Origin of the sequence: Nostoc sp. UHCC 0251 (assembly GCF_034932245.1) — a bacterium.
Lineage (GTDB): Bacteria > Cyanobacteriota > Cyanobacteriia > Cyanobacteriales > Nostocaceae > Nostoc.
Map to the genome: position 1 here is coordinate 22576 of NZ_JAYGHD010000296.1, position 23654 is coordinate 46229.

General features: G+C 43.8%; 24 protein-coding genes. 11 read left to right on the plus strand and 13 right to left on the minus strand.

All coding sequences use genetic code 11. From position 1 onward, the window contains the following. Nucleotides 1–13 precede the first annotated feature (13 nt). From VB740_RS21615 to VB740_RS21635, 5 genes are all read left to right on the plus strand, one after another. Nucleotides 14–1603, plus strand: a complete 1590-nt coding sequence (locus VB740_RS21615; RefSeq protein WP_323201968.1) for a photosystem II high light acclimation radical SAM protein — start codon at nt 14–16, stop codon at nt 1601–1603. Nucleotides 1604–1709: 106 nt separating this feature from the next. Beyond that, complete coding sequence (locus VB740_RS21620) at nt 1710–3107, plus strand: DICT sensory domain-containing protein (RefSeq protein WP_323201969.1); 1398 nt, start codon at nt 1710–1712, stop codon at nt 3105–3107. Further along, complete coding sequence (locus VB740_RS21625) at nt 3104–3742, plus strand: pentapeptide repeat-containing protein (RefSeq protein ID WP_323201970.1); 639 nt, start codon at nt 3104–3106, stop codon at nt 3740–3742. The genes VB740_RS21620 and VB740_RS21625 overlap by 4 nt, the downstream gene beginning before the upstream one ends. A gap of 71 nt (nt 3743–3813) precedes the next feature. Beyond that, a complete protein-coding gene (locus VB740_RS21630) occupies nt 3814–4047 on the plus strand; it encodes a hypothetical protein (RefSeq protein WP_323201971.1) in 234 nt (77 codons plus the stop codon). Next, a complete protein-coding gene (locus VB740_RS21635) occupies nt 4047–4448 on the plus strand; it encodes a type II toxin-antitoxin system VapC family toxin (RefSeq protein WP_323201972.1) in 402 nt (133 codons plus the stop codon). Before VB740_RS21630 ends, VB740_RS21635 begins: the two co-directional genes overlap by 1 nt. Nucleotides 4449–4476: 28 nt before the next feature. Here the strand turns inward: VB740_RS21635 and VB740_RS21640 are convergent, their stop codons facing one another. Further along, a complete protein-coding gene (locus VB740_RS21640) occupies nt 4477–5301 on the minus strand; it encodes a type II CAAX endopeptidase family protein (RefSeq protein ID WP_323201973.1) in 825 nt (274 codons plus the stop codon). A gap of 72 nt (nt 5302–5373) precedes the next feature. Then, on the minus strand, nt 5374–5655 hold the full coding sequence (gene clpS / locus VB740_RS21645) for an ATP-dependent Clp protease adapter ClpS (protein ID WP_323201974.1): 282 nt from the start codon (nt 5653–5655) through the stop codon (nt 5374–5376). A gap of 277 nt (nt 5656–5932) precedes the next feature. On the opposite strand from clpS, the gene VB740_RS21650 reads away from it, so the two are divergent. Next, the gene (locus VB740_RS21650) at nt 5933–6319 is read left to right on the plus strand and encodes a hypothetical protein (protein WP_323201991.1); all 387 of its coding nucleotides are present in this window, start codon (nt 5933–5935) and stop codon (nt 6317–6319) included. A gap of 16 nt (nt 6320–6335) precedes the next feature. On the opposite strand, the gene VB740_RS21655 is transcribed toward VB740_RS21650, so the two are convergent. Together VB740_RS21655 and VB740_RS21660 are read right to left on the minus strand one after the other, a co-directional pair. Beyond that, nucleotides 6336–6548 (minus strand): hypothetical protein, encoded by a 213-nt coding sequence (locus VB740_RS21655; RefSeq protein WP_323201975.1) that lies wholly within the window; start codon nt 6546–6548, stop codon nt 6336–6338. Between the two features lie 95 nt (nt 6549–6643). Next, on the minus strand, nt 6644–6847 hold the full coding sequence (locus tag VB740_RS21660; protein ID WP_323201976.1) for a hypothetical protein: 204 nt from the start codon (nt 6845–6847) through the stop codon (nt 6644–6646). A 470-nt stretch (nt 6848–7317) separates the two neighbouring features. On the opposite strand from VB740_RS21660, the gene VB740_RS21665 reads away from it, so the two are divergent. The 4 genes from VB740_RS21665 to VB740_RS21680 all read left to right on the plus strand — a co-directional run bounded on the left by VB740_RS21665 (nt 7318) and on the right by VB740_RS21680 (nt 14134). Continuing rightward, nucleotides 7318–7647, plus strand: a complete 330-nt coding sequence (locus VB740_RS21665) for an STAS domain-containing protein (protein ID WP_323201977.1) — start codon at nt 7318–7320, stop codon at nt 7645–7647. Between the two features lie 148 nt (nt 7648–7795). Next, nucleotides 7796–10504 (plus strand): TIGR03960 family B12-binding radical SAM protein, encoded by a 2709-nt coding sequence (locus tag VB740_RS21670; protein WP_323201978.1) that lies wholly within the window; start codon nt 7796–7798, stop codon nt 10502–10504. 850 nt (nt 10505–11354) lie between these two features. Beyond that, nucleotides 11355–13469, plus strand: coding sequence for an Rne/Rng family ribonuclease (locus VB740_RS21675; RefSeq protein ID WP_323201979.1), 2115 nt, complete (start codon nt 11355–11357; stop codon nt 13467–13469). A gap of 8 nt (nt 13470–13477) precedes the next feature. Then, nucleotides 13478–14134 (plus strand): ribonuclease HII, encoded by a 657-nt coding sequence (locus VB740_RS21680; protein ID WP_323201980.1) that lies wholly within the window; start codon nt 13478–13480, stop codon nt 14132–14134. A gap of 8 nt (nt 14135–14142) precedes the next feature. Here the strand turns inward: VB740_RS21680 and VB740_RS21685 are convergent, their stop codons facing one another. Further along, on the minus strand, nt 14143–14730 hold the full coding sequence (locus VB740_RS21685) for a DUF1997 domain-containing protein (protein WP_323201981.1): 588 nt from the start codon (nt 14728–14730) through the stop codon (nt 14143–14145). Between the two features lie 429 nt (nt 14731–15159). Here VB740_RS21685 and pheA point away from each other — a divergent pair, with 429 nt between their 5' ends. Then, on the plus strand, nt 15160–16035 hold the full coding sequence (pheA, locus tag VB740_RS21690) for a prephenate dehydratase (protein WP_323201982.1): 876 nt from the start codon (nt 15160–15162) through the stop codon (nt 16033–16035). A 145-nt stretch (nt 16036–16180) separates the two neighbouring features. Here pheA and VB740_RS21695 read toward each other — a convergent pair whose 3' ends face one another. From VB740_RS21695 to VB740_RS21730, 8 genes are all read right to left on the minus strand, one after another. Continuing rightward, nucleotides 16181–16828 carry an LON peptidase substrate-binding domain-containing protein gene (locus tag VB740_RS21695; RefSeq protein WP_323201983.1) on the minus strand — a complete coding sequence of 216 codons (648 nt, stop codon included), beginning with the start codon at nt 16826–16828 and terminating at the stop codon, nt 16181–16183. Nucleotides 16829–17025: 197 nt separating this feature from the next. Then, the gene (rpsJ, locus tag VB740_RS21700; protein WP_017320518.1) at nt 17026–17343 is read right to left on the minus strand and encodes a 30S ribosomal protein S10; all 318 of its coding nucleotides are present in this window, start codon (nt 17341–17343) and stop codon (nt 17026–17028) included. Nucleotides 17344–17526: 183 nt separating this feature from the next. Then, complete coding sequence (tuf, locus tag VB740_RS21705; RefSeq protein ID WP_323201984.1) at nt 17527–18756, minus strand: elongation factor Tu; 1230 nt, start codon at nt 18754–18756, stop codon at nt 17527–17529. A 23-nt stretch (nt 18757–18779) separates the two neighbouring features. Next, a complete protein-coding gene (gene fusA / locus VB740_RS21710) occupies nt 18780–20858 on the minus strand; it encodes an elongation factor G (RefSeq protein WP_323201985.1) in 2079 nt (692 codons plus the stop codon). A gap of 137 nt (nt 20859–20995) precedes the next feature. After that, nucleotides 20996–21466 carry a 30S ribosomal protein S7 gene (gene rpsG / locus VB740_RS21715; protein ID WP_069070112.1) on the minus strand — a complete coding sequence of 157 codons (471 nt, stop codon included), beginning with the start codon at nt 21464–21466 and terminating at the stop codon, nt 20996–20998. A gap of 576 nt (nt 21467–22042) precedes the next feature. Then, nucleotides 22043–22426, minus strand: a complete 384-nt coding sequence (rpsL, locus tag VB740_RS21720; RefSeq protein ID WP_012410236.1) for a 30S ribosomal protein S12 — start codon at nt 22424–22426, stop codon at nt 22043–22045. A gap of 147 nt (nt 22427–22573) precedes the next feature. After that, nucleotides 22574–22903 carry an iron-sulfur cluster assembly accessory protein gene (locus VB740_RS21725; RefSeq protein WP_323201986.1) on the minus strand — a complete coding sequence of 110 codons (330 nt, stop codon included), beginning with the start codon at nt 22901–22903 and terminating at the stop codon, nt 22574–22576. A 252-nt stretch (nt 22904–23155) separates the two neighbouring features. Next, nucleotides 23156–23575, minus strand: a complete 420-nt coding sequence (locus VB740_RS21730; RefSeq protein ID WP_323201987.1) for a cupin domain-containing protein — start codon at nt 23573–23575, stop codon at nt 23156–23158. Nucleotides 23576–23654: the final 79 nt, after the last annotated feature.

A 23654-nucleotide genomic window follows, 5' to 3' on the forward strand; every position in this document is an offset into this window, starting at 1 on the left:
ACAGATTGGCAAGATGGAAGTCAAAACACCCATGATGGAAAATCGAATTCTTTACGTTCGCCTTCCTTGTAACCCTATCTTTCCCATTGGGGTTGTCTACCTGAGCGATCATGTTCACAAACAGTTTCCTAATATCGAACAGCGCATTTTTGATTTGGGAACAGTGCCACCTTTAGATTACAATTCTGCCTTGGATCGCTGTATCGATGAATTTAAGCCGACACTGCTAGTATTTTCTTGGCGGGATATTCAAATTTATGCTCCAGTTGGCGGACGTGGTGGTAACCCACTACAAAACGCTTTTGAATTTTACTATGCTAAAAATCCTCTATTGAAACTACGTGGGGGATTGGGCGGTTTACGAATATTCATCGCTTATTATGTAGAGTTATGGCGCAATCAGGGCTTAATAAAACGCGGTTTAAAGCGTGCCCAAAAATATAATTCTCATGCCCGTGTAGTTGTAGGTGGCGGTGCAGTCAGTGTATTTTATGAACAGTTGGGTAAAAGCTTACCTCAAGGGACAATAATTTCTGTGGGTGAAGGGGAAACCCTGCTGGAAAAACTTTTAAGTGGCAGAGATTTTCGAGATGAACGCTGTTACGTTGCCGGAGAAACTCAACCACGCAAACGGCTAATTCACGAACAACCCACCCCACTAGAAAAAACAGCTTGTAACTACGACTATATCGAAAGCATCTGGCCGGAATTTAACTTCTACCTGCAAGAGGAAGACTTTTATATAGGTGTACAAACTAAGCGTGGTTGCCCTCACAACTGCTGCTATTGCGTCTACACTGTTGTCGAAGGTAAACAAGTACGCATCAACCCAGCAGATGAAGTAGTTGCTGAGATGCGCCAATTATACGATCGCGGCATTCGCAACTTCTGGTTTACCGATGCCCAATTCATCCCAGCACGAAAATTTATCGACGATGCCATAGAACTATTGCAAAAAATCGTCGATTCTGGTATGACAGATATCCACTGGGCAGCATATATTAGAGCCGACAATTTGACACCAGATTTGTGTGACTTGATGGCAAGAACCGGGATGAACTACTTTGAAATTGGGATTACCAGTGGTTCTCAAGAACTCGTGCGGAAAATGCGGATGGGGTACAACCTGCGAACCGTCTTGCAAAACTGCCGCGATTTAAAAGCAGCTGGTTTCAACGATTTAGTTTCCGTCAATTACTCCTTTAACGTCATTGACGAACGTCCCGAAACCATCCGCCAAACCGTCGCCTACCACCGGGAACTAGAACGCATTTTTGGTGCCGATAAAGTGGAACCTGCCATTTTCTTTATTGGGCTGCAACCCCATACTCATTTAGAAGAATACGCATTCAAAGAAGGCATCCTCAAACCAGGGTATGATCCAATGAGCTTGATGCCGTGGACAGCCAAAAAACTCCTCTGGAATCCCGAACCTCTTGGTTCATTCTTTGGAGAAGTCTGCTTGCAAGCTTGGCAACAAAACCCCAACGATTTCGGACGCGAAGTCATGAAAATCTTAGAAGAAAAACTAGGTTGTGCCGACTTAGAAGCAGCACTTTCTGCACCAATAGAGACAAAAGACAAACACTTAGCAGCTGTTTGATAAAATTTGCAGAAGAAATTAGATAAGAGCAAATTTCATCTCCTTGTCTCGCGCCTACCCCCTACCCTAATCACTCCCCCTCTGCGGTTATTTTCTACCCAATCCCATGTTAGAAGGTTCAATCTTACAAAAGCTAGAAACAGCCCATCGCCATACTACCAGGCCAATTCGATTTGGTGTTTACTACAAAAATACCCTAGTTGCCCTGTGCCATGCTCTAGAAGACCATATCTTAACCGACGACGGTATACCCCTAGTGATCACAGCTTTCCAACAGGGGAAATGGTATCTACAAGAAGCTGAACGATATGCAGACATCGCCCAGCGCAGCCGTGAAATTGCCATCATGGCTGCTGCTGAATCTGGCTTTGCTGAACATCCCACAAGCCTTTTACCTAATGTAGACTTAGTGGGATTAGATTCAGTCGATCCAGTGGCGCAGGAGTGGCACTTAATTATTTTATCGCCTAAATACACAGCAATGGTAATTTGTCAAGAGTTATCAGAGGCTGATTATGGGAGCACTGGAGTACCGACATCAGATTTAGAGCGCAAATTCTATGGCTTGTGGACATTTGAGCCAGAGTTAGTGCAAGAGACGGCAGAAATAGCGATCGCTCACATCAAAAAATACAACCCAGAACTGGCACAAAAACTCACAGGCAATAAACAACAAATTGTACCGTCAATGGACAGATCCGAAAATTTAGGTGCAGTTGTCTCCCGTGTAGTAGATTACCTCCAGACTGGGCAAGATAATTTATCCATCCCCACAGCGCTTCAGAAACAAACCCTAGATCGCAACTTGGTTTCTAACGAAATCCAAGCCTTTTTGCGAATGGCGCAACTGATGGATATGGCAGATGTCAACAATCCAATGGCAGCTGCGGAAGTGGTTGTACTGGCTGAAGCGATCGGCCAGCTTTTGGATCTTCCTGCATGGCAGATTAAGAGATTGCGGCTAGCGGCTTTGTTGCATCGCATAGATCCGTTACAGAAAGCAGAAAGTGTTCTCACTGGTGGTATATCCACCCGCTACCAAGAAGATGCCCCCAGTTGTCCCTTAACTTGTCCCTTAGTACCGGGGGCCCAAGTATTACGAACTATGCCACGACTACGAGCTGTTGCCCAAATTATTACTCACCAAAGCGAGTGGTGGAATGGCACGGGGGAACCAGCAGGTTTAGCTGGAGATGAAATTCCCTTAGAGTCGAGAATTTTGGCATTATTGGCAGACTTTCAATGGCGAGTCAATGAGCGTAAATCGTCAAATCAAAGTCGGGAACAGATATTTACTCAAGCTTTAGATGAGTGCAGACAGCAACAATCTACCCGCTTTGACCCTAAACTTGTAGATACCCTAACTTTATTAGTTATGGGTTTACAACAGGGACTTGATTTACCCATCATGACACCCAAATTTAGCGCCGGTATCTGGATACTTGATTCCCAATGGGATAGCCACAGCAAGATCAGTGAGGAGATTGGTAGTTACTTTACATGAATATTGAAGCCATTAAATTAGGAAAACTCAAACAACTTCCAGGGGCAAATTTAGAAGACGAGGAACTCTCTCGACTGGATTTAAGCCGGATTAATCTTGCTGGTGCTACCCTTGTTGGCACTAATTTCGCTGCTTCCAAACTCGAAGGTGGGCATTTGGAGGGGGCAAATTTGATGGGGGCGAACCTCCAAGAAACTGACTTGCGGGCGAACTTGATGGGAGCGAACCTGATGCAAGCAGATTTAACGGGCGCTGACTTGCGGGGTAGCAATTTGCGTGGTGCTAACTTGATGGGAGCAAGACTCAGTGATGTCTCATTAGTGGGTGCTTTCTTGAGTGGTGCTAATTTGATGAATGTGAACTTGCAAGGCGTTGATTTGCGTGGTGCTGACTTGCGCGGTGCAAACCTGACAGGGGCAAATCTCAAAGGTGCAGATTTGAGTCGTGCTGATTTGCAGGGTGCTCTGTTGAGTGAAGCAAACCTTGAAGAAGCTGACTTGCGAGGGGCAAATTTGGCAGGGGCGAATTTGACAGGAGCGAATTTACTCTGTGCAGAGTTAGAAGGTGCAAATTTGGGCGGCGTTAATTTGAATAAAGCGTGTTTGGTGGGTACTGTGGTTGAGACGCTTGCGTAAAGATTGCACCAAAAAGCCCAGTATCCTTCGCTATTATTAAATATTTTTGTAGATGAAGCAGGTGAAAATTTGTGAGCCTAAAAGAAGTTATCAGACTAGCAAAGCAGCTTTCAACTGTGGACAAAGTACGTTTGATCCAGCAAATTGCTCCTGATATAGAACGCGAGTTAACAGATAAACTCTCTAACTTTCCCCGACAATCCTTATGGGGACTCTGTGCTGATTTAGGAAACGCACCTTCCACAGAGGAAATTGATGTAGCCCGTAGTGAAGAATGGACTAACTTTCCACGGGAGGATGTTTGATGCTGCGTGCTGTAGCTGACACTCATTCAGTCATTTGGTATATTTTTGGCGATTCACGATTATCAACAACTGCCCAAAATACTATAGCCCAAATAGCATCTTCTGGAGATCAAGTTGCTTTCTCCTCGATTACGCTAGCCGAAATCGTCTACTTGAGTGAGAAAGGTCGTATTTCTCCACTAACACTTGAACGCCTGCTTGTATCTGTTGACACAAGTGATGCTGTACTCCTTGAAGTTCCCTTTAATAGGCACATAGCTGAAGCTTTGCGCTTAGTGAATCGCTCACAAGTACCAGATTTACCCGATCGCATTATTGCTGCTACAGCGTTATGTCTGGGAGTACCAGTGATTAGTCGAGATAAGAAAATTCAATTATCCAGTGCTAATACAATTTGGTGACGGTTACAAATGTTTAATATTAAAGATTTTATAAATTTCTTGTTCGCCCTCGTATCCCCAAAGCTAGTACACTCATTAACAATATCCCCATCACTCCTTGCAGGGGATTATTATTCACACCAGTTACCCAATCAGGAACTTGACCAGAATATTTTACTAATTTCCCCACATTAATAATGTAGTAACCCCAAACTAAACCACCATGCAAACCAATTGGAAAACCCAAGCGTCCCCTGCGCCAACGCTTTCCCCATACTTGCGTTAGCCCCAGCAGTACTAAAGCTGGGAATTGCGGCAGTGTATGAATAATTGCTTCCAATGGTTTAATAAAGTGTAATGCAGCAAAGGCAGTTGCATCTGTCCACAGCGCCACACGCGGACTGTAATCTCGTTGTAATTCATCTAGCAACCAGCCTCGGAATAACAATTCCTCAGCAAAACCGATGCCTAAGGCAACAAGTAAACCCTCTAAAATAACTTTCAGCAAAAAAACTTTCGGTTGCTGCCACACCAACCAACCCAACAAACTTTCTACGCCAAAAAGTATCAGAATATTAATTATCCCCAGAGCTAACCCACGCAGTAAATCCACACCATTTTGCCGCGTGAATTCTAAGCCATAATGCCGCAGAATTTGAGGCTGCTGGTAGACATATTTACCCCATAGTCTCAGCAGAAAAATAAACACTGCATATAATAATACCAATGTCAATATACTTTCTAAGTTTGGATCATCCACTAGTAAGTATATTGGTGTAGCTAATGGCAACCATAGCAGCAATAAAGTCAAAATAAAACAACCCAGCCTAATAGGGGCAGGGCGTTCAGCTAAACGGACAAGGTTTTTTTTCATACTAGGTAAAGCCACCAATCACCAGCCAGTACTCTAAATTTTGACTAATGACCAATGACCAATAACTAATGACTATTCATCAGGTTCAATTGTGCTACTTAAACCGTGACTTTTCAATGTTTCGCAATAGAACTCAGCGTGTTCCAGAGCGCAAGTAATAACTAAAGCTAGCCCGTTAGTATGGGCTTCCATCATGATGCTAATAGCCTGGGGTTGAGTAAGGCTCGGTACAGTGGCTATTAGTGACTGCACAACATGCTCCATAGAGTTGTAGTCGTCGTTATGGAGCAAAACGCGATACCGAGGCGCGAGCTTACGGGTTGTGGAAGGCTTTTGAATAGTTTCAACTGACACGGCTCTTTGCTCTTTTCTTGTTGATTCACTACAACAAAGTATCTGTGTAGCGATCGCTTAACAGTTATTTACCTATTCTATAGTATTTCTGTTCAGATACTATGCTAGAAAAACCCTTGGCTGCCAAGGAGCCGCTTGTGAGGCATATGTCTGAAGACATGGTTGCCCTGAGAATGCTACCCTAATCTTACAGAAGCAACATTAAAAGTAGCGGATTCTCACTTTTAAATTAAAGAAGTTACAAAACAATCGTTGTCCCTGCCCAAACTGCATAATGATGGACATTAGCCTAAATTTTCTTCAACCAGGACAAATTGTGTCTTTAGAGCATGGCGACAGGAATCTGTATGCAGAAGTCATTCAATTTGTAGTTTCCCGTCAGTTGTGCTGGGTGCGTCCTTTATTAATGGTTAGTTTTATTCAAGAATCACTGCTAGTTACCGATTTGCGAGATTCATCTGACTTGCTTTGGCCTGCCAATTTATTTAGACCAGCATTAGACACAGAAGTAATTAGTTTGTTGAGCCAGGTTTTAGCAAAAGAACCAAAAAGTGAACCTGACTCAGCCGCCAAGCAGCAACTTAATCAATTTATTCACCAACTTTGGCAAGCATACCAAGATAGTGCTGAGGGATATCCTGGAGGAACTGGTGTCCAAACGTAAAGGTAGTTTTAAGAAGCTAAATTGACCAACCTAGAGATTGCAGTCCATTCAGGATAATGTCACGGCGATTTTGGTAAGCCGACATGATGGCTTGGAGTTTTGTTTCAGTGGTATTAGAATAAGCTGCGATCGCACATGTTTCAAGTGCCTTAAATACCCCAGAATCAACATTAGTTTTTACCTGCACCAAGCCTTTAATACCGACAGCATTAGCAACAACAAAAACCAACTTGCTAGCCTGTCATATTAGAGAAAAAACCTCTATAATTCGGGTTCAACCCTCTCAATCCAAACTGCTCATCCCATAGAGATATGCCTAAGCAATTAAGAATATCCTAAACTAGGAACCAACTTAATTCTACCAGCATCCATCTCCGACATTAATAATTCTAGAGCTTCGTAGTCAACATCAGAAATGTAACCCAGTTCTGTCAGTTCTGAGTTGATTTCATTTTCTATCTCAGGAGTTAGCTTTTTAATGTCAAGAGCTTTTTCTACCAATTTACGAATAGCGTACTGAGTGCTCATAAGTAATAAATCAACTGTATATGATATTAATCATCCCAGATATTTCTAGGTATAAAGAGTGATCCAAATCATAACTTACTAGTGATATAGAGAACTAGTAAGTTAGTTAAATAGATAGTTCGCTATGACTCTCTTGTATGCCATCAGCAACGCTAAAGTGGGAGATTTAACTTACCGTTAAGACTTGGCTAAATTAGCTCTAGTTATCGACTAAGCAAGTTTTCTCAGCATAGTTACTGAAGATTTGTCTGCTCTAAATCTGTCTATGTTGATTGTTTTTGAACTGGCATAAAAAAAAAGTATAGATAAACACACTTTAAACTGGAATTATGACAATCTTTAAATAGAGATACTAAAGAAATAAAGATTCAGCAAAGAGAGCTAAGACATATGGTCGATGCAACAAAATAGAGTTTATGTTCAAATAATTCTTAGCTTGACGCTTCAATAATTCTCAATAGGATGTAACTATGCAAGCAGTGCTTAACTATCCCAAGATTGCAGTCATTCGCCCCCAAGGCTATTTGAATGCTGCAAACGCCTTGGAATTTGAACGAGATATGACCACAGCGTTGGCACAAAATGGTATTTCCATCTTGGTAGTAGACCTCGCAGCAGTAGAATCGTTAGACAGCGCGGGATTGATGGCATTGTTATCTATACATAAACTGGCTCTTAGTTTAGGGAGGGGTTTCCGACTTTGCGCTGTTACTCCGTCAATTAGAATTATTTTTGAACTAACGCAACTCGATAGGGTGTTTGAAATATTGGAGGGTGAAGTTGAGTTGGCTGCAACATAACTTTATGTAAAAGCACAAAGATTCGGTTAGGAAGTGGACTTTATGTAAAGGAGTTATAAGTTGCAACGATAAACTCTGTTATCAGACCTAATTCAATGCTAAGGTTAGGTTTGAGTAGCTGTAATTAAGGTAGCTAGAAGATAGCACAGTGGCTGTTGCAGTTGAAAAATTAATAACATCGGATATTTTAAAACCAGGACGTTACCTGGGTAATGAGCGTTTAGCAGTACACAAATCTTGGGATACGGCAGCAATACGCTGGGTGTTAACTTACCCAGAAGTATATGAAGTCGGTGCATCCAATTTAGGGCACATCATTCTCTATAACATCTTGAATGCCCAACCGCGTCAATTGTGCGATCGCGCCTACCTACCAGGGCAAGACCTGGCAGCCAAACTACGCGAAACTAATACGCCATTGTTTGCGGTAGAGTCAAAGCGATCGCTCACTGAATTCGACATTTTAGGTTTTAGCCTCAGTTACGAACTGGGTGCAACTAATATCCTAGAAATGTTGGATTTGGCTGGAATTCCCTTGACGTGGCGAGAACGCCAAAAAGCAGGGGAAGCAGGGGGAGAATTTCCGAATCTCCAGTCCCAGTTTCCCTTGATTTTTGCTGGTGGGCAAACAGCAACATCGAATCCTGAGCCTTACGCTGACTTCTTCGACTTTATCGCCCTTGGAGATGGAGAAGAACTGTTGGCGGAAATTGGTTTGGTATTGGAAGAAGGCAAACAAGCAGGATTGAATCGGGAACATCTGTTACTGGACTTAGCACAGATACCAGGTGTATATGTCCCTCAATTTTACGACATGGCAGAGGATGGCTCGGTTCATCCTCGTCGCCCAGACGTACCAAAACGAATTCTGCGACGGGTTGCAACTCCCATACCAGCATATTCCATTGGGCTAGTTCCCTACGTAGAAACGGTGCATGACCGTTTGACCATTGAGATTCGGCGTGGTTGCACTCGTGGTTGTCGCTTCTGTCAACCAGGAATGCTGACTCGACCAGCACGGGATGTAGAACCAGATAAGGTGGTAGAAGCAATTGAACAGGGGATGCGGGCAACTGGTTACAATGAGTTTTCCCTATTATCTCTGAGTTGTTCTGATTATTTATCCCTACCAGCAGTGGGGATGGAAATTAAAAATCGCTTAAAAAATGAAAACATTTCTCTGACCCTACCAAGCCAACGGGTAGACAGATTTGATGAGAATATTGCCAATATCCTTGGAGGTACACGGCAAGGTGGACTGACTTTTGCTCCAGAAGCTGGAACTCAGCGGATGCGAGACATTGTAAATAAGGGTTTGACAAATGAAGAATTGTTGCGGGGTGTGAAAACCGCTTGGGAGCAAGGCTGGGATAAAATCAAGTTGTATTTTATGATTGGCTTGCCGGGTGAGACGGATGCTGACGTTTTGGGCATTGCCGAAACGGTAAGCTGGCTACAGCGAGAATGTCGGGGTAAGGGTAGAAAACCCCTAAACTTTAACCTGACAATTTCTAATTTCACCCCGAAGCCCCATACACCCTTCCAATGGCACTCAGTTTCTACCACTGAATTTAAACGCAAACAAAACTTGTTGCGGCAAGAATTCCGCCGAATAAAGGCAGTGAAGGTAAATTTTACCGATGTCCGCATTTCCGCAATGGAAGATTTTGTGGGACGAGGCGATCGCAATTTGAGCAAAGTAGTTCGCCGTGCTTGGGAATTGGGTGCAGGGATGGATTCCTGGTATGAAAATTTAGATCAGGCTTTTAGCGCTTGGGGAGATGCGATCGCCGGGGCCGATCTAGATTGGAAATACCGCCAAGTAGAAAATGGCGAATGGAATTTGTTTCACGCACAAGATCAGGCAAGATCGCCAGATGCGGAAAATACCCAATTCCTAACTCCCATCTCCCAACTCCCAACTCCCAACTCCCCACTCCCCACTCCCTACTCCCTCGATACTCCCCTCCCTTGGGATCATATTGATACCGGGATTGAAAAAAAGTGGCTCAAAGAAGACTTACAACGCGCCCTAGAAGCTGCAATTGTACCCGATTGCTCTTTTGAAGGTTGTTCTCATTGTGGTGTCTGTGGCACCGACTTTGGTCATAACATTGTCATTGAACCACCTGCTATCCCGACATTCGCTGGCGAATTTGTCCCCAACACAACTAAGGCACAACGACTGCGAGTTTGGTTTGGAAAACAGGGTAATATGGCTTTGGTAAGCCACCTGGATTTAATCCGTCTGTTTGACCGAGTTGTGCGGCGAGCAGGCTTACCAATCGCTTTCACTGGTGGATTTCATCCAATGCCGCGAATTTCTGTAGCAACTGCTTTGGCTTTAGGGGCTACTAGTAGTGGTGAAATTGCGGATTTTGAGTTAACTGTACCAATGGCAGTTGATACTTTTCGACAACAGCTGATTCGGGAAATGCCCACAGACATACCTATATATGATGTGGAACAGATAGATTTAAAAACTCCGGCAGCCACTCAACTGCTAGAAACAGCAGAATATTTAATTACCGTAGCAGCATTTGAAGAAACAACACCTGTACAATGGCAAGAATGGATTGATACCATCAAAGCAAAAGACGAGCTATGGTACGAGCATACAACAAAGTCAGGCAAGAGCCAGTTAATAAATCTGCGCGATCGCTTATTTGAACTGGAATTAGTAGAAACCCACAAAGGTATTGCAGAATCCATATCTGTTATCCGTTATTTAGGTAGCTATCGCCAAGATGGTTTTCTATTGCGTCCTGAACAAATCCTGTTTATGCTAGGGATGGTGGCTAGTGGAGAATTCCAACTCCTGCACATCCACCGCAATCGGCTAATTTTAGGGGTATAATCCCTGTAGGGCAGCTTGCTAGTAGTTGTCCTAACATGGCATATCGTTGGAATTGATTTTTAGCAAGGTTGCGTTAGAATGGGGTGAAGAGAAATTTTCTGGCGCTGCATTGAATTAGCTGGTTCACTACCCTGGTGTTCAGGGGGCGAAAGCAAAGATATTAGAGTGCAACTTCTAGGATTTTATCCCAGACAAGCTGAGGCAGATTAAAGAACACACTCTCTTCTATAGCTACCTTGTGAATCAGTAACTAACAGCAGGCTCGGTTAGCTTCTCTAAATCCATGCTTTTTAAACAACTGCTAAATGTTTAATCCGCAGTAGTGCCAAAGAGCTAGTGAGCTATTTTGCTAAAGTTGTTCGCCCTTGGAGTTCCCGTAGGGTAAACAACTCCCATCGGTTAGACCGAATTTGCATACGTTCACGAGACGCGCAAAGCGTGGCTTAAGGTAGGGTAGCAGCTGGCGTTGCTGAGTATAACCCTAAGGATAAATGCCGGGAATGGAAAATAGAAATAGTTTCTTTTTCTTAATGACTTCAGTGGTTACTCTCAAATGAAGTTTCCTGAGTTAAAAACTCACTCAGGATTCACAACTTTCAACTCAGAACTCTCAAGATTTGAGAGTATTGCATCACAAATCAACCACGGACGGTTGATTTAATTGCTTAAACATGTGGCCGTTCTAGAATAATCCGTCGTAAAAATGCTCTTAAGAGCGCCAATAGCTATTTAATTTAGAAGCTCAGGTTTGCGATTTTTATTATCAGTAGCACCTTTTGAGGGTTGCAGGGGCAACAAAGGTATAACAAACCTCCAGACCTATTGGTGCTGCCAATTTTGAGGAAATTGAATGCCAAAACAAATTATCATCGCGGAGCAGCACCAAATTGCTGCTGTCTTTTCTGAAGATCAAATACAGGAATTAGTTGTTGCTACGGGTCATCATCAAATAGGTGATATCTACTTAGGAGTAGTAGAAAACGTATTGCCTGGGATAGATGCGGCTTTTGTTAATATTGGCGACCCAGAGCGCAACGGTTTTATTCACGTCACCGACTTAGGGCCATTAAAGCTAAAGCGTACCGCAGCGGCAATTACAGAACTACTTGCACCACAGCAGAAAGTTTTGGTGCAAGTAATGAAAGAGCCAACGGGGACAAAAGGACCCCGGCTTACGGGTAATATCACCTTACCCGGACGCTACGTAGTACTAATGCCCTATGGTAGAGGTGTAAATTTATCCCGACGAATCAAGAGTGAAAGTGAGCGCAACCGCTTACGGGCACTAGCGATTTTGGTCAAACCGGCGGGAATGGGTTTGCTTGTGCGTACAGAAGCAGAAGGCAAACCTGAAGAAGCGATTATGGAAGACTTGGAGTTGCTGCAAAAGCAATGGGAGGCCATCCAGCAGGAAGCGCATTCCACCCGTGCTCCAGCACTACTCAACCGAGACGATGACTTCATTCAGCGCGTATTGCGAGATATGTACGGCGCGGATGTAAATCGGATTGTCGTAGATTCCAGTACTGGTTTGAAGCGCGTGAAACAGTACTTGCAGAATTGGAGCGGAGGTCAAACACCGCAGGGATTGTTAATAGACCATCATCGTGATCGCTCTCCAATTTTAGAGTACTTCCGCATCAGTGCCGCCATTCGAGAAGCCCTAAAACCGAGAGTAGACCTACCTTCTGGAGGCTACATCATCATTGAGCCGACAGAGGCATTAACCGTAATCGATGTTAACTCAGGTTCCTTCACGCGATCGGCAACAGCTAGAGAAACAGTTTTGTGGACAAACTGTGAAGCTGCAACAGAAATTGCTCGCCAGTTACGCCTGCGGAATATCGCCGGGGTAATCGTCGTTGATTTTATTGATATGGAATCACGACGTGACCAACTGCAAGTTCTCGAACACTTTAATAAAGCACTCAAAGCAGACAAAGCTCGCCCGCAGATTGCCCAATTAACCGAACTGGGTTTAGTAGAACTGACCCGCAAACGTCAAGGTCAAAATATTTACGAATTGTTTGGGGAAACTTGTCCCACCTGTGGCGGTTTAGGACATACTGTGCGTCTGCCTGGAGAAATCGAAAACCGATTACCAATACCAGCAGAAACACCAGAGCGTGAGCGTGAACGTTTTGTATCCCTGCCTCACCGAGAACCACGTCAGCCGGCTGCCCGCATCCCAGAACCACGAGAAACCTATGATGGATTTGGGGAAACATTTGACGGCGACTCGGAATTGAGTAACCTAAATCTGATCAATCATCCTAGTTATCAAGACCTTAATGATAATAAGCGTCGTACCCGGACTCGCCGCAGTCGAATTGGCATCAATGGTTTAAATGGGAAAGATGAAGCTCGCATTATTGCCAATCCATTGGCTTTTGTCAACGAGCCAGACTTAGACCTTGATGTGGAACCAGAACTAGGAGTTGCACCAGAAATTCCCTCACCAACCCTTGGTAAACCAGGTTGGAGTGAAAGAGTAGAGCGCACTAAAATTACCAAGGCAGAGCCAGTCAAACCAGTGGTAGAACCACCGGAGATTAGAACTGTAGAAATGAGCCTCCAAGAACAGGATATGTTTGCCTTGATGGGAATATCTCCGTTAGTGAAGCTAGACCAAGAGGTTAAAAATACTAAGTCTGTGATTATTAACGTGATCCAGCCTGGTCAAGTGCCAACGACCTCAAATGAATCATCCTCAGAATCAACTACTGCCCAAAAAGTAACATCTGAAGTCACTGCAACCAAAGTACCAATACCAAAAGTTATTGAGCCAGAACCAAAACCTTTGATAGAAGAAACACCTGAACCATCGGAGTTAACTGCGAATCCTTCGGGACGCTTGTCTGCGAAAGCCGCCGCTAACCCGATCGTAGATGAAAGTGATGCAAACAGCGCCGCCACTGCTAGCCGTCGCCGCCGCCGTCGTTCTTCAGCGATCGAGGATAATTAATTTACCTTATGGTAGAAACGTCGCCAGCACCCTTGGAAAAATCCAGTTGGTTGGAGTTTTCTACCTTGTTAGGGATTCCAGGATTGGTTGCAGGTGTCGATGAAGTGGGGCGAGGTGCTCTATTTGGTCCTGTGGTAGCGGCAGCAGTGATCCTACCAGATCATGCTTTGCCAATACTGATGGCAGCTAAAATTAAAGACAGTAAAAAGTTGTCTATTTCTCGGAGAACTCAGCTAGCGCAGCAAATTTGTGGGCTAGCTATAGACTGGAAAATTGGGTTTGCTTCTACTGCCGAAATTGACAAGATAAATATTTTGCAAGCGACACTGTTAGCAATGAAGCGGGCTGTGCTGAAATTAAAGGTACAGCCTGCACTCTGCTTGGTTGATGGTAATCAGTCAATCAAAGACTTGCTAGTGCCGCAACAAACAATAGTTAAGGGAGACGAGCGATCGCTCGCTATTGCCTCTGCTAGTATTGTTGCCAAGGTTTGGCGTGATGAACTGTTACTGCGTCTAGCATTGAAATACCCTATGTACAACCTGGAGTGTAATAAGGGTTATGGTAGCCAGCAGCATTTGCTGGCTCTCCAACAATACGGGCCCTCGCCCCTACATCGTCAGTCTTTTCGTCCTTGCCAAATCAAAGTACTGAACGCTGAGTGATTAAATAATTACTCAGCATTCAGGATTGGCAATTCAGTACTGTCACCGTCAAGTCCTCTATCTTTGGTTTGTGATGTCACCCAGTAGCGATAATCCGCCAAAAGTTGATTTAATAACCGTTGCTTAACCGACAACAGCACGCTTTTGAGCAAAGCATTGCCAGTAGTTTCTAAAATCGGCTTAGGAGTGAAGGAAAATGGCGGTGGCAAATCCACCAGCACTTCTAAATCAGCCCTTCCTTGCAGGCGAGTGCCAGTGCTTAACTCTTTGGGAGACAAATGCCCTTTTAAATTAAGAGCAAAGCGCTGGTTAATATACTCGAAACCCAAGATTTCACAGCCTAGCGATCGCAAATTAATTATTCCATTTGATTCTGCCCAAACTCTCATGTCTACAGTAGGTTGAATACTCAATGACATAAAAGTTAACGGACGCATTTTCAAGCGAAATACTTCCTCAGAAAGCTGCTCAATCCGACTGTTGTCAGCCAAAGCCTTAACCAGACGTTGAGGCTGGCGTAAGTAGTGCTGAATGGGAATAGGCTGCTCTGGAACAGCGATTTCAACCGATTGAGAGGCAGTAAACCGGGTAGCCATGAGCGGATAAAAATATCTGTTTCTTAATTTTAATATTTTTTAATAAATTAAATCTGATTATTGGAAAGTACAAAATTTATTGGACATAGAAATGATTGTTGCTTATCAGCTATACATCACCAGCAAAAAGTTGGTACGCTTATTACCATCTTTGGTTCAATAAATCTAGATTAAAATTTAAGCCTTGACACAAAACTCATAACATGCATTGTAATCAGGTCAGAAACCAATATAATTGGTCTGAAATTTTAGGAGTAATTTAGCAACGAAACTGTCAGGAAATCTATTTGCTAAAAGGCTGATTTCTATAACTTGTATTTCGGTCTATTTGTTTAGTACGTAAATTTTAGAGATAACAGTGTTTAATAAGAAACCCAAAATATCATAATCTCTATTTACGCATTAAACTTGCAACTCAAGGCTAAAAGCATGACTTTATTGATCGCACATTTAGGACCTCCGGGCACTTATGCAGAACAAGCAGCTGTCTTTTATGTCAACTGGCTAACTAAAAGTACGGGAGTTGAAGCTACCTTATGTCCCTATCCCACCATCTCTCAGTCACTGCACGCCGTTGCTGATGGTCAAGCCCACTTGGCTGTTGTGCCAGTCGAAAATTCTATTGAAGGAAGTGTTACAACAACACTGGATACACTTTGGCAGTTAGACAGTTTGCGAATTCAGTTGGCTTTGGTATTACCCATTGCCCATATGTTAATTTCCTGCGCGTCTAGCTTAGATAAAATTAAAACTGTTTACTCTCACCCGCAAGCTTTGGCACAATGTCAGGGATGGTTAGAGCGGTTTCTCCCGACTGTACAGATTATTCCCAGCAATTCTACAACCGAAGCATTACAACGATTGGAGCAAGAGACAACAACGGCAGCGATCGCTTCTAGTAGAGCAGCTCAACTCTACAACCTGCCCATACTTGCCAGTAAAATCAACGACTATGCAGAAAACTTTACTCGTTTTTGGGTAGTAAGTCAGAGTGAAGCGGACGCTGGATATCAGGGATCAACAACACGTGCCAGTCATACATCGCTGGCTTTTAGTATGCCTGCCAACACACCCGGAGCATTGGTCAAACCTTTACAAATATTTGCTCAACTAGGAATTAACCTCAGCCGGATTGAATCTCGTCCGACGAAGCGATCGTTAGGTGAATACTTGTTTTTCATTGATTTAGAAGCGGATGCCAACGAAGCACAAATGCAATCTGCCTTAGCAGAATTAACTCTCCACACAGAAATTTTAAAAATTCTTGGCGCTTACAATGTTTTGCCGATCAGCGCTGTTACTTGAGAAGTTAGGAGTTATCAGCTAGGGACTATAAATTATAAATTGCAAATATTTTATTTTTTGTTATTTCTTCCTAAATCCTAACTTTTAACTCCTGACTCCTCACTCCTATACAAACACGATTAATCGCGTCTCTACCCTTAACTCATCACTTTTCATTAAATGTGTCTTTGAGAACAGCGCGAGCTGCCAAGTGATTCCGAGTAGAGGTTAAAATTTCTGCTTCCCGCTCTAGCCGAGTTGCAGTATCTTGCATTTCTAATAACAACTGCTGCTCTGCGGCGACACCATAAAGATTACTTGCTACCCAATAAGATAACTCTGTTGGTAGGTCTGGCAAATCTTCTGGCAGTTCGATATTTTGTTCCGTTAATTTGCCTGATAGACGCACAACATCTCGCAATAGTTGTTCTACTTCAGAAGACAAAGGTCGCAAATCTTTAGTCGGTGGTTGGTCTTCAATCCACTCTACTAAGCCAACCCGGTATGGCTTTTCACGAACATACTCTAATACACGAAATCTTTGTTGCCCTAAAGTCAACATCTTGATCCTATCATCTGGCAACCGTTGGTGATGAACGATTTCGGCACAGCAACCAGTGTTTGCAATCGTACCTTTAACAGGATCGACCATTAAAACACCAAACCTGCGATCGCTTTCCAAAATCGTGTTCATCATGATTCGGTAGCGAAATTCAAAGATGTGCAAAGGTAGTGGTCTAGTAGGAAACAGAACTACTTCGGGTAACGGGAACAGAGGTAGTTCACGAACTGCAATTTTAGAAGATGATGTCATTGTTACCTTGGTATAAACTTAATCTTTAAAATTTATTTTTCTCTGCTTTTCCCGTACTTTATCTACATTCTATCATTTGTTTCCTAGCTAAATAAAAGCCCTGAGATATATTTCTTCAGGGCAATGTAAAAATTCATACTAATATCATGTGTCATTTGTCCTTTGCTAATGACTAATGACCGATGACTAATAACTAATTAAAGTTTGACTTCGATATCTACACCCGATGGTAGATCCAATTTCATCAGGGCATCAATAGTCTTAGAAGAGGGCTGGTAAATATCAATAATCCGGCGATGAGTACGGGTTTCAAAGTGTTCCCGTGAATCTTTATCTACGTGAGGCGATCGCAACACACAATAGATCCGGCGTTTTGTTGGTAAAGGAATTGGGCCTACGGCTGTAGCATTGGTGCGGTTAGCTGTGTCTACAATCTTCTCGCAAGATGTGTCCAATAAGCGTCGGTCAAAAGCTTGTAAGCGAATTCTAATTTTCTGCTGCTGTAGAGTTGCCATCTTTAATTTTCCAGGTTCTGCGTTATTAGGGGAGTATTTACAGGTTAAAGGTTACAGGGTAAAGGTTACAGAAAACTATTACCTGTCCCCTGTAACCTATTACCTTATTTATAGAGGGAAGAGAAAGGAGCAGAGAGGCACAATAAAGACCATCTCTGCTCCTTTGTTATGAGCGAAAAGGTGCTACTTGATAATTTTGGAGACGACACCAGCACCGATGGTGCGACCACCTTCGCGGATAGCGAAGCGCATTCCTTGTTCAATAGCGATCGCGTTGATCAATTCTACTGTCATCTTGATGCGATCGCCTGGCATTACCATTTCTACTTCTTTGCCTTCATCGGAGGTGTAGGCTTTGATAGTACCAGTTACATCAGTTGTCCGCACGTAGAACTGGGGACGGTAGCCAGCGAAGAATGGAGTCTTACGACCACCTTCTTTTTCTGTTAGGACGTATACTTCACCTTCAAATTCCAGGTGGGGTTTAATTGAACCTGGTTTGGCAATTACCATACCCCGTTCAATATCAGCCTTCTGAATACCCCGGAGAAGTACGCCAGCGTTATCTCCAGCCATACCTTGCTCAAGACTCTTCTTGAACATTTCAATACCAGTTACGGTAGTGGCGCGAGTATCTCTGATACCCACTAGTTCAACGTTATCGCCGACTTTTACAATACCCCGTTCAATCCGGCCTGTGGCGACAGTACCACGACCTGTGATTGAGAATACGTCTTCTACAGCCATCAGGAAGGGCTTGTCAACATCCCGCTCAGGTGTAGGGATGAAAGAATCCACAGCATCCATCAATTCGTAGATTTTATCTACCCAAGGATTTTCACCGCGTTGGGTCTTAGGATTCTTGGTCATTACTTCAAGAGCTTGCAGACCAGATCCTTTGATGATGGGGATATCATCACCAGGAAAATCGTAGCTGGAAAGCAGTTCTCTAAGTTCTAGTTCCACTAGTTCCAAGAGTTCTGGGTCATCCATCAAGTCTTCTTTGTTCAAGAATACAACCAGACTGGGAACGCCCACCTGTTTTGCCAACAGGATATGTTCGCGGGTTTGGGGCATAGGACCATCAGTAGCCGCAACTACGAGGATACCACCATCCATCTGAGCAGCGCCAGTGATCATGTTCTTCACATAGTCGGCGTGTCCAGGGCAGTCTACGTGAGCATAGTGCCGATTTTGGGTTTCATACTCAACGTGGGCGGTATTGATGGTAATACCCCGTGCCTTTTCTTCTGGCGCGTTATCGATTTGATCATAGCCCTTAGCTACAGCTTGACCCATAGCTGCCAAGGTCATAGTGATGGCTGCTGTTAACGTGGTTTTACCGTGGTCAACGTGGCCAATAGTACCGATATTGATGTGGGGTTTATTTCTTTCAAACTTTGCGCGTGCCATGAATGCTCATTTCCTTATTTTAACTAAGCGTTCCCTTTGCTTTTTGCAATGATAGTTTCAGCTACGCTGCGAGGCACCTCTTCGTAGTGGCTGAACTCCATCGTGAAGATACCCCGACCTTGGGTCTTCGACCGGATATCAGTTGCGTAGCCAAACATGGTCGCCAGTGGAACTTTGGATGCGACCTTAGCGAGTCCCTGTTCGGTGCTTTGGCTTTCAATTTGCCCTCGACGGGCGATGAGGTCGCCAATGACGTTCCCAATGTAGTCTTCAGGAACTTCAACTTCAACTTTCATCATAGGTTCTAAGATGACAGGTGAAGCTTTCAATACAGCTTCTTTCATCGCCATTGACCCAGCGATTTTAAAAGCCATTTCTGAAGAGTCTACATCATGGTATGACCCATCAATTAGGGTCGCTTTAACGTCAATCAATGGATATCCAGCTAGAACACCAGATTCGCAGCTTTCTTTCATTCCCTGTTCTGCGGGGCCAACGTACTCTTTAGGTACTGAACCGCCGGCAATTTTGGAGACGAATTCAAAGCCAGTACCGGGGTCTCCAGGCTCCAAATTGATCACAACGTGACCGTATTGGCCTTTACCACCACTTTGGCGGATGAATTTGCCCTCAATTTTGCTCACAGCTTTCCGAATTGTTTCCCGGTAAGCTACTTGCGGCGCTCCTACATTCGCTTCCACCTTGAATTCTCGTAACATCCGGTCTACTAGAATTTCTAGGTGTAGCTCTCCCATCCCCGCGATCACGGTTTGGTTTGTTTCCGGATCGACGCGGACACGGAAGGTGGGGTCTTCTTCTGAGAGAGATTGCAGAGCCTTGGACAGCTTGTCCATGTCGTTCTTGGTTTTGGGTTCAACCGCTACCGAGATCACAGGCTCAGGAATGAATAGAGATTCCAGAATTACTGGCGATCCATCATCACAGAGGGTGTCACCTGTCAAGGTGTCTTTCAATCCCAGAGCTGCTCCTAAATCACCCGCTCGCAGTTCATCGACGTCTTGTCGGTCATCTGCCTTCATGAGAACTAAGCGGGAAATCCGTTCTTTTTTATTCTTACTAGCGTTGAGAACGTAGCTGCCCTTTTTCAGGACACCAGAATAAACTCGAACAAATGTCAGGCGACCGTAAGGGTCAGCCATAATTTTGAATGCCAGAGCTGCTAGGGGTTCGTTGTCATCAGCCCGCCGCTCAACAGTATCGCCATTCGGTAGTAAGCCTTGAATTGGAGGTACTTCACTTGGCGCTGGCAGGTAATCTACAACGGCATCCAGCATCAACTGCACGCCTTTGTTTTTGAATGCTGAACCACAAAGTACTGGTACAATCGTCCCCGCAATTGTGCCTTTACGCAAGGCAGTCCGAACTTCCTGTTCTGTAAGTTCTTCGCCTTCAAAGTACTTATTCATCAGAGCATCATCGGTTTCTGCTGCGGCTTCTATTAGCTTGGTGCGGTGTTCTTCTACCTGCGCTTGCAATTCTTCCGGAATATCGGTTTCCTGGATATCGGTTCCTTGGTCATTGGCGTAAATATACGCACGCAACCGTACTAGGTCAACGATACCTCGGAAGTCATTTTCACTACCAATTGGTAGTTGAATGGCGATCGCATTCGCCCGCAGGCGATCGCGGATTTGATCGTGAACTCTATAGAAGTTCGCTCCAGTCCGATCCATCTTGTTGATAAAGGCTATCCGAGGAACTTTGTAGCGTTCTGCTTGACGCCACACTGTCTCAGACTGCGGTTGCACGCCGCCCACAGAACAAAATACTGCGATTACACCATCCAACACGCGCATGGAACGCTCAACTTCAATTGTGAAGTCTACGTGACCCGGAGTATCGATAATGTTAATTTGATGATCTTTCCAACTGGTACTGATAGCAGCGGCAGTAATGGTAATTCCCCGCTCCCGCTCCTGCTCCATCCAGTCTGTGACGGCAGTTCCTTCATGAACTTCGCCAATTTTATGAATTATCCCAGAGTAAAATAATATTCTCTCTGTTGTTGTTGTTTTGCCCGCATCTATATGCGCCGCAATACCAATGTTGCGTACTTTCTCTAGCGGGATCGTGCGTGCCACAGCTACCTCCTATAGTTTTTGCCTCATGATATCTTGTATATTACTCTTTGTTAAGATTCTATACTTTTACGGAAAACCGTCTTTTTGTGTAAATCCACGATATACCGCTTCGGCAAGGCGATATACCGCTTTTTTACTTAATAACGATAATGTGCAAATGCCTTGTTAGCTTCCGCCATCCGGTGAGTTTCTTCACGTTTGCGAATAGCATTGCCAGTTTCGTTGGCAGCATCCATTAACTCATTTGCCAATTTACTGGCCATTGTTCGGCCTGGTCTAGAGCGAGAATATTGCACTAACCAACGCAGTGCTAAAGTAGTGCCCCGTTCTGTACGCACTTCCATTGGTACTTGGTAGGTTGCTCCACCAACTCGCCGAGCCTTTACTTCTACTAAAGGCGTGGCATTTCGCACTGCTCTTTCAAACGTTTCTAAGGCACCAGCACCAGTGCGTTCTTCAATAGTTTTTAATGCATCATAAACAATGCGTGCGGCAAGTGATTTTTTGCCATGACGCATGATCCGTCTGATAATCATGCTCACAAGGCGACTGTTATATACGGAGTCAGACGGAACTGGGCGCCTTTGAATAACACCACGACGAGACATACTTCACCTTTAATTCGGAATTGGCAACGAAATTATATGCTATCAGACACCGGAAACTAAAAGCGGTAGAACCCAACCCTCAGACTTCCTCTATTTTTTCGACCGTTGCAGCAAGGCTGACTTAATTGACTGCCAATTCTTGATTTTTGATTTTTGATTTTGGATTAAAAGTTTTCGGTATATATTCCGATCGCAAGGATCTGAACAAATCAAAAGTCTGTAAGCCTAATTCCCTTGTGGGTTCGACCAATCCAAAACCGCAAATCGTTCGACTGAGCGTAGCCGAAGTCTAAAATCAAGAATTGTTTGACTTAACTACCTGCAACGAAATACTCAAGGCGACAAGACTATAAACTTTAATGTTCAGATGAGAAATTAGCTGTAGATTACAGTATTTTCCTCCTCAGAACTTCTACACTTGCTCGCTTAGTGTAGATTTAGCTTGCTTGATTTTTTGAAACAGACTTTAGCAGCCTTCATAACTACTGTTAGAACAAAGACGGCGTTCTTTCTTTTGCCCTTGGGTGTTTTTAAGGTAGACGATTAATCGTATCCAACACGATTAATCGCCTAATCCTATTTTTTCGCTTCTTTAGGACGCTTAGTTCCATACTTGGAACGGCCTTGCTTGCGGTCTTTGACTCCGGCTGTATCTAGGGTGCCACGGATAATGTGGTATCTCACGCCTGGTAGATCCTTAACCCGACCGCCACGAATCATCACAACTGAGTGTTCTTGTAAGTTGTGACCAATACCTGGAATGTAAGCTGTGACTTCAAATCCAGAGGTAAGTCTGACTCTTGCTACTTTGCGTAGAGCTGAGTTAGGCTTCTTTGGTGTGGTCGTGTATACTCTGGTACAAACTCCCCGACGTTGTGGGCATTGTTTCAGAGCAGGGGACTTGGTTTTCTGACGCGCTTGTTCGCGCTCATTACGTATTAGCTGCTGTATTGTTGGCATGAGTTACAGCGCGTAAAGCTGCTTATATGTCTAAGTTTTAACAAATCCTGATTATATCGTTTTTTACGGTTTTATGTCAATTGTGATTTTTGCTTAATTACTTGGTCATTTTTCCTTTGTTATTGGCAAATGATCACTAATTAAGGATTATTGACTAGTTGTGGAGAATGAATTCCCACAGCCACAGGTAGCGATCGCCTGGGGATTCTGAAAGCGAAAACCACCACCCATTAAGTCTTCTGAATAATCCACCCTCAAACCGTTGAGGTAATTTAAGCTTGCGGCATCTATGACTACTTGAATTTCATCCAAATGGAAGACCTGGTCGCCAACTTTTATTGCTTCATCGAAGGACATTTCATAAAACAACCCGGAACAACCACCTGGTTTTATTGCCAACCGAAACAAAACATTTGGCTGCTGCTTGGACTTTATTCGCCCAATCTCACTTGCGGCTGCTTGACTCAGATGAATCATGGAACTCTTTTTTTGCAATTGAATATCCCATCTTCATTATTTTACAGACAGATGGGTTTACTCTCGCTTCTTAAAAATTCCAAATCACCAAAGGCAAGAACGCGATCGCCATTACTACATTTATAACACTAACATGTTTCAGTCCCCACCTTAACTAGGTAGGGACTTCTGGGGTGTAATGGTTACCAAAAACGTTTTGCACAAAAATGTATTTGGTTTTGGGATTAGAGCTTTTAATAGCGTTCTTTTGGTTTAATCCTTGGTACGAGCATAGTCATCTTGGTAGCGAATAATATCATCTTCACCCAAGTATTCGCCATTTTGTACTTCAATTAACACCAAGGGGATCACACCAGGATTCTCTAAACGATGAGATGTACATTGAGGTACATAGGTTGACTCGTTATTGCTCAGTAGTACTTCTTTCTCGCCACAAACTACCCGAGCTGTACCAGATACGACAATCCAATGTTCACTGCGGTGGTGGTGCATTTGTAGACTGAGGCGGTGTCCGGGCTTAACTTCAATGCGCTTGATTTTGTATCCGCGCCCTTCTTCCAAAACTGTAAAAGCACCCCAAGGACGTAACTCAGTTGCAGCAACGCCTCTGGATGTGATAGTTGAAGGTAGGTGTAGAGTGTCAGTCTGTGTAGTTTCTTGATATCGAGCCATAGTTACCTCATTTGAAGACATAACAAACCGTTGGTACTCTTAATTAGTGATAAAAATCTGGCGCTATCTTGCAACGTTG

Excerpts from the sequence above, each read along its gene's own strand:
- VB740_RS21675 (WP_323201979.1), top strand. The coding sequence starts at position 11,355 with ATGCCAAAACAAATTATCATCGCGGAGCAGCACCAAATTGCTGCTGTC.
- VB740_RS21685 (WP_323201981.1), bottom strand. The coding sequence starts at position 14,730 with ATGGCTACCCGGTTTACTGCCTCTCAATCGGTTGAAATCGCTGTTCCA.
- VB740_RS21660 (WP_323201976.1), bottom strand. The coding sequence starts at position 6,847 with ATGAGCACTCAGTACGCTATTCGTAAATTGGTAGAAAAAGCTCTTGAC.
- VB740_RS21635 (WP_323201972.1), top strand. The coding sequence starts at position 4,047 with ATGCTGCGTGCTGTAGCTGACACTCATTCAGTCATTTGGTATATTTTT.
- VB740_RS21665 (WP_323201977.1), top strand. The coding sequence starts at position 7,318 with ATGCAAGCAGTGCTTAACTATCCCAAGATTGCAGTCATTCGCCCCCAA.
- rpsG (WP_069070112.1), bottom strand. The coding sequence starts at position 21,466 with ATGTCTCGTCGTGGTGTTATTCAAAGGCGCCCAGTTCCGTCTGACTCC.
- VB740_RS21620 (WP_323201969.1), top strand. The coding sequence starts at position 1,710 with ATGTTAGAAGGTTCAATCTTACAAAAGCTAGAAACAGCCCATCGCCAT.
- VB740_RS21680 (WP_323201980.1), top strand. The coding sequence starts at position 13,478 with ATGGTAGAAACGTCGCCAGCACCCTTGGAAAAATCCAGTTGGTTGGAG.
- VB740_RS21625 (WP_323201970.1), top strand. The coding sequence starts at position 3,104 with ATGAATATTGAAGCCATTAAATTAGGAAAACTCAAACAACTTCCAGGG.
- VB740_RS21725 (WP_323201986.1), bottom strand. The coding sequence starts at position 22,903 with ATGATTCATCTGAGTCAAGCAGCCGCAAGTGAGATTGGGCGAATAAAG.
- VB740_RS21650 (WP_323201991.1), top strand. The coding sequence starts at position 5,933 with ATGGACATTAGCCTAAATTTTCTTCAACCAGGACAAATTGTGTCTTTA.
- tuf (WP_323201984.1), bottom strand. The coding sequence starts at position 18,756 with ATGGCACGCGCAAAGTTTGAAAGAAATAAACCCCACATCAATATCGGT.
- VB740_RS21730 (WP_323201987.1), bottom strand. The coding sequence starts at position 23,575 with ATGGCTCGATATCAAGAAACTACACAGACTGACACTCTACACCTACCT.
- rpsL (WP_012410236.1), bottom strand. The coding sequence starts at position 22,426 with ATGCCAACAATACAGCAGCTAATACGTAATGAGCGCGAACAAGCGCGT.
- VB740_RS21615 (WP_323201968.1), top strand. The coding sequence starts at position 14 with ATGGAAGTCAAAACACCCATGATGGAAAATCGAATTCTTTACGTTCGC.
- VB740_RS21695 (WP_323201983.1), bottom strand. The coding sequence starts at position 16,828 with ATGACATCATCTTCTAAAATTGCAGTTCGTGAACTACCTCTGTTCCCG.
- rpsJ (WP_017320518.1), bottom strand. The coding sequence starts at position 17,343 with ATGGCAACTCTACAGCAGCAGAAAATTAGAATTCGCTTACAAGCTTTT.
- pheA (WP_323201982.1), top strand. The coding sequence starts at position 15,160 with ATGACTTTATTGATCGCACATTTAGGACCTCCGGGCACTTATGCAGAA.
- VB740_RS21640 (WP_323201973.1), bottom strand. The coding sequence starts at position 5,301 with ATGAAAAAAAACCTTGTCCGTTTAGCTGAACGCCCTGCCCCTATTAGG.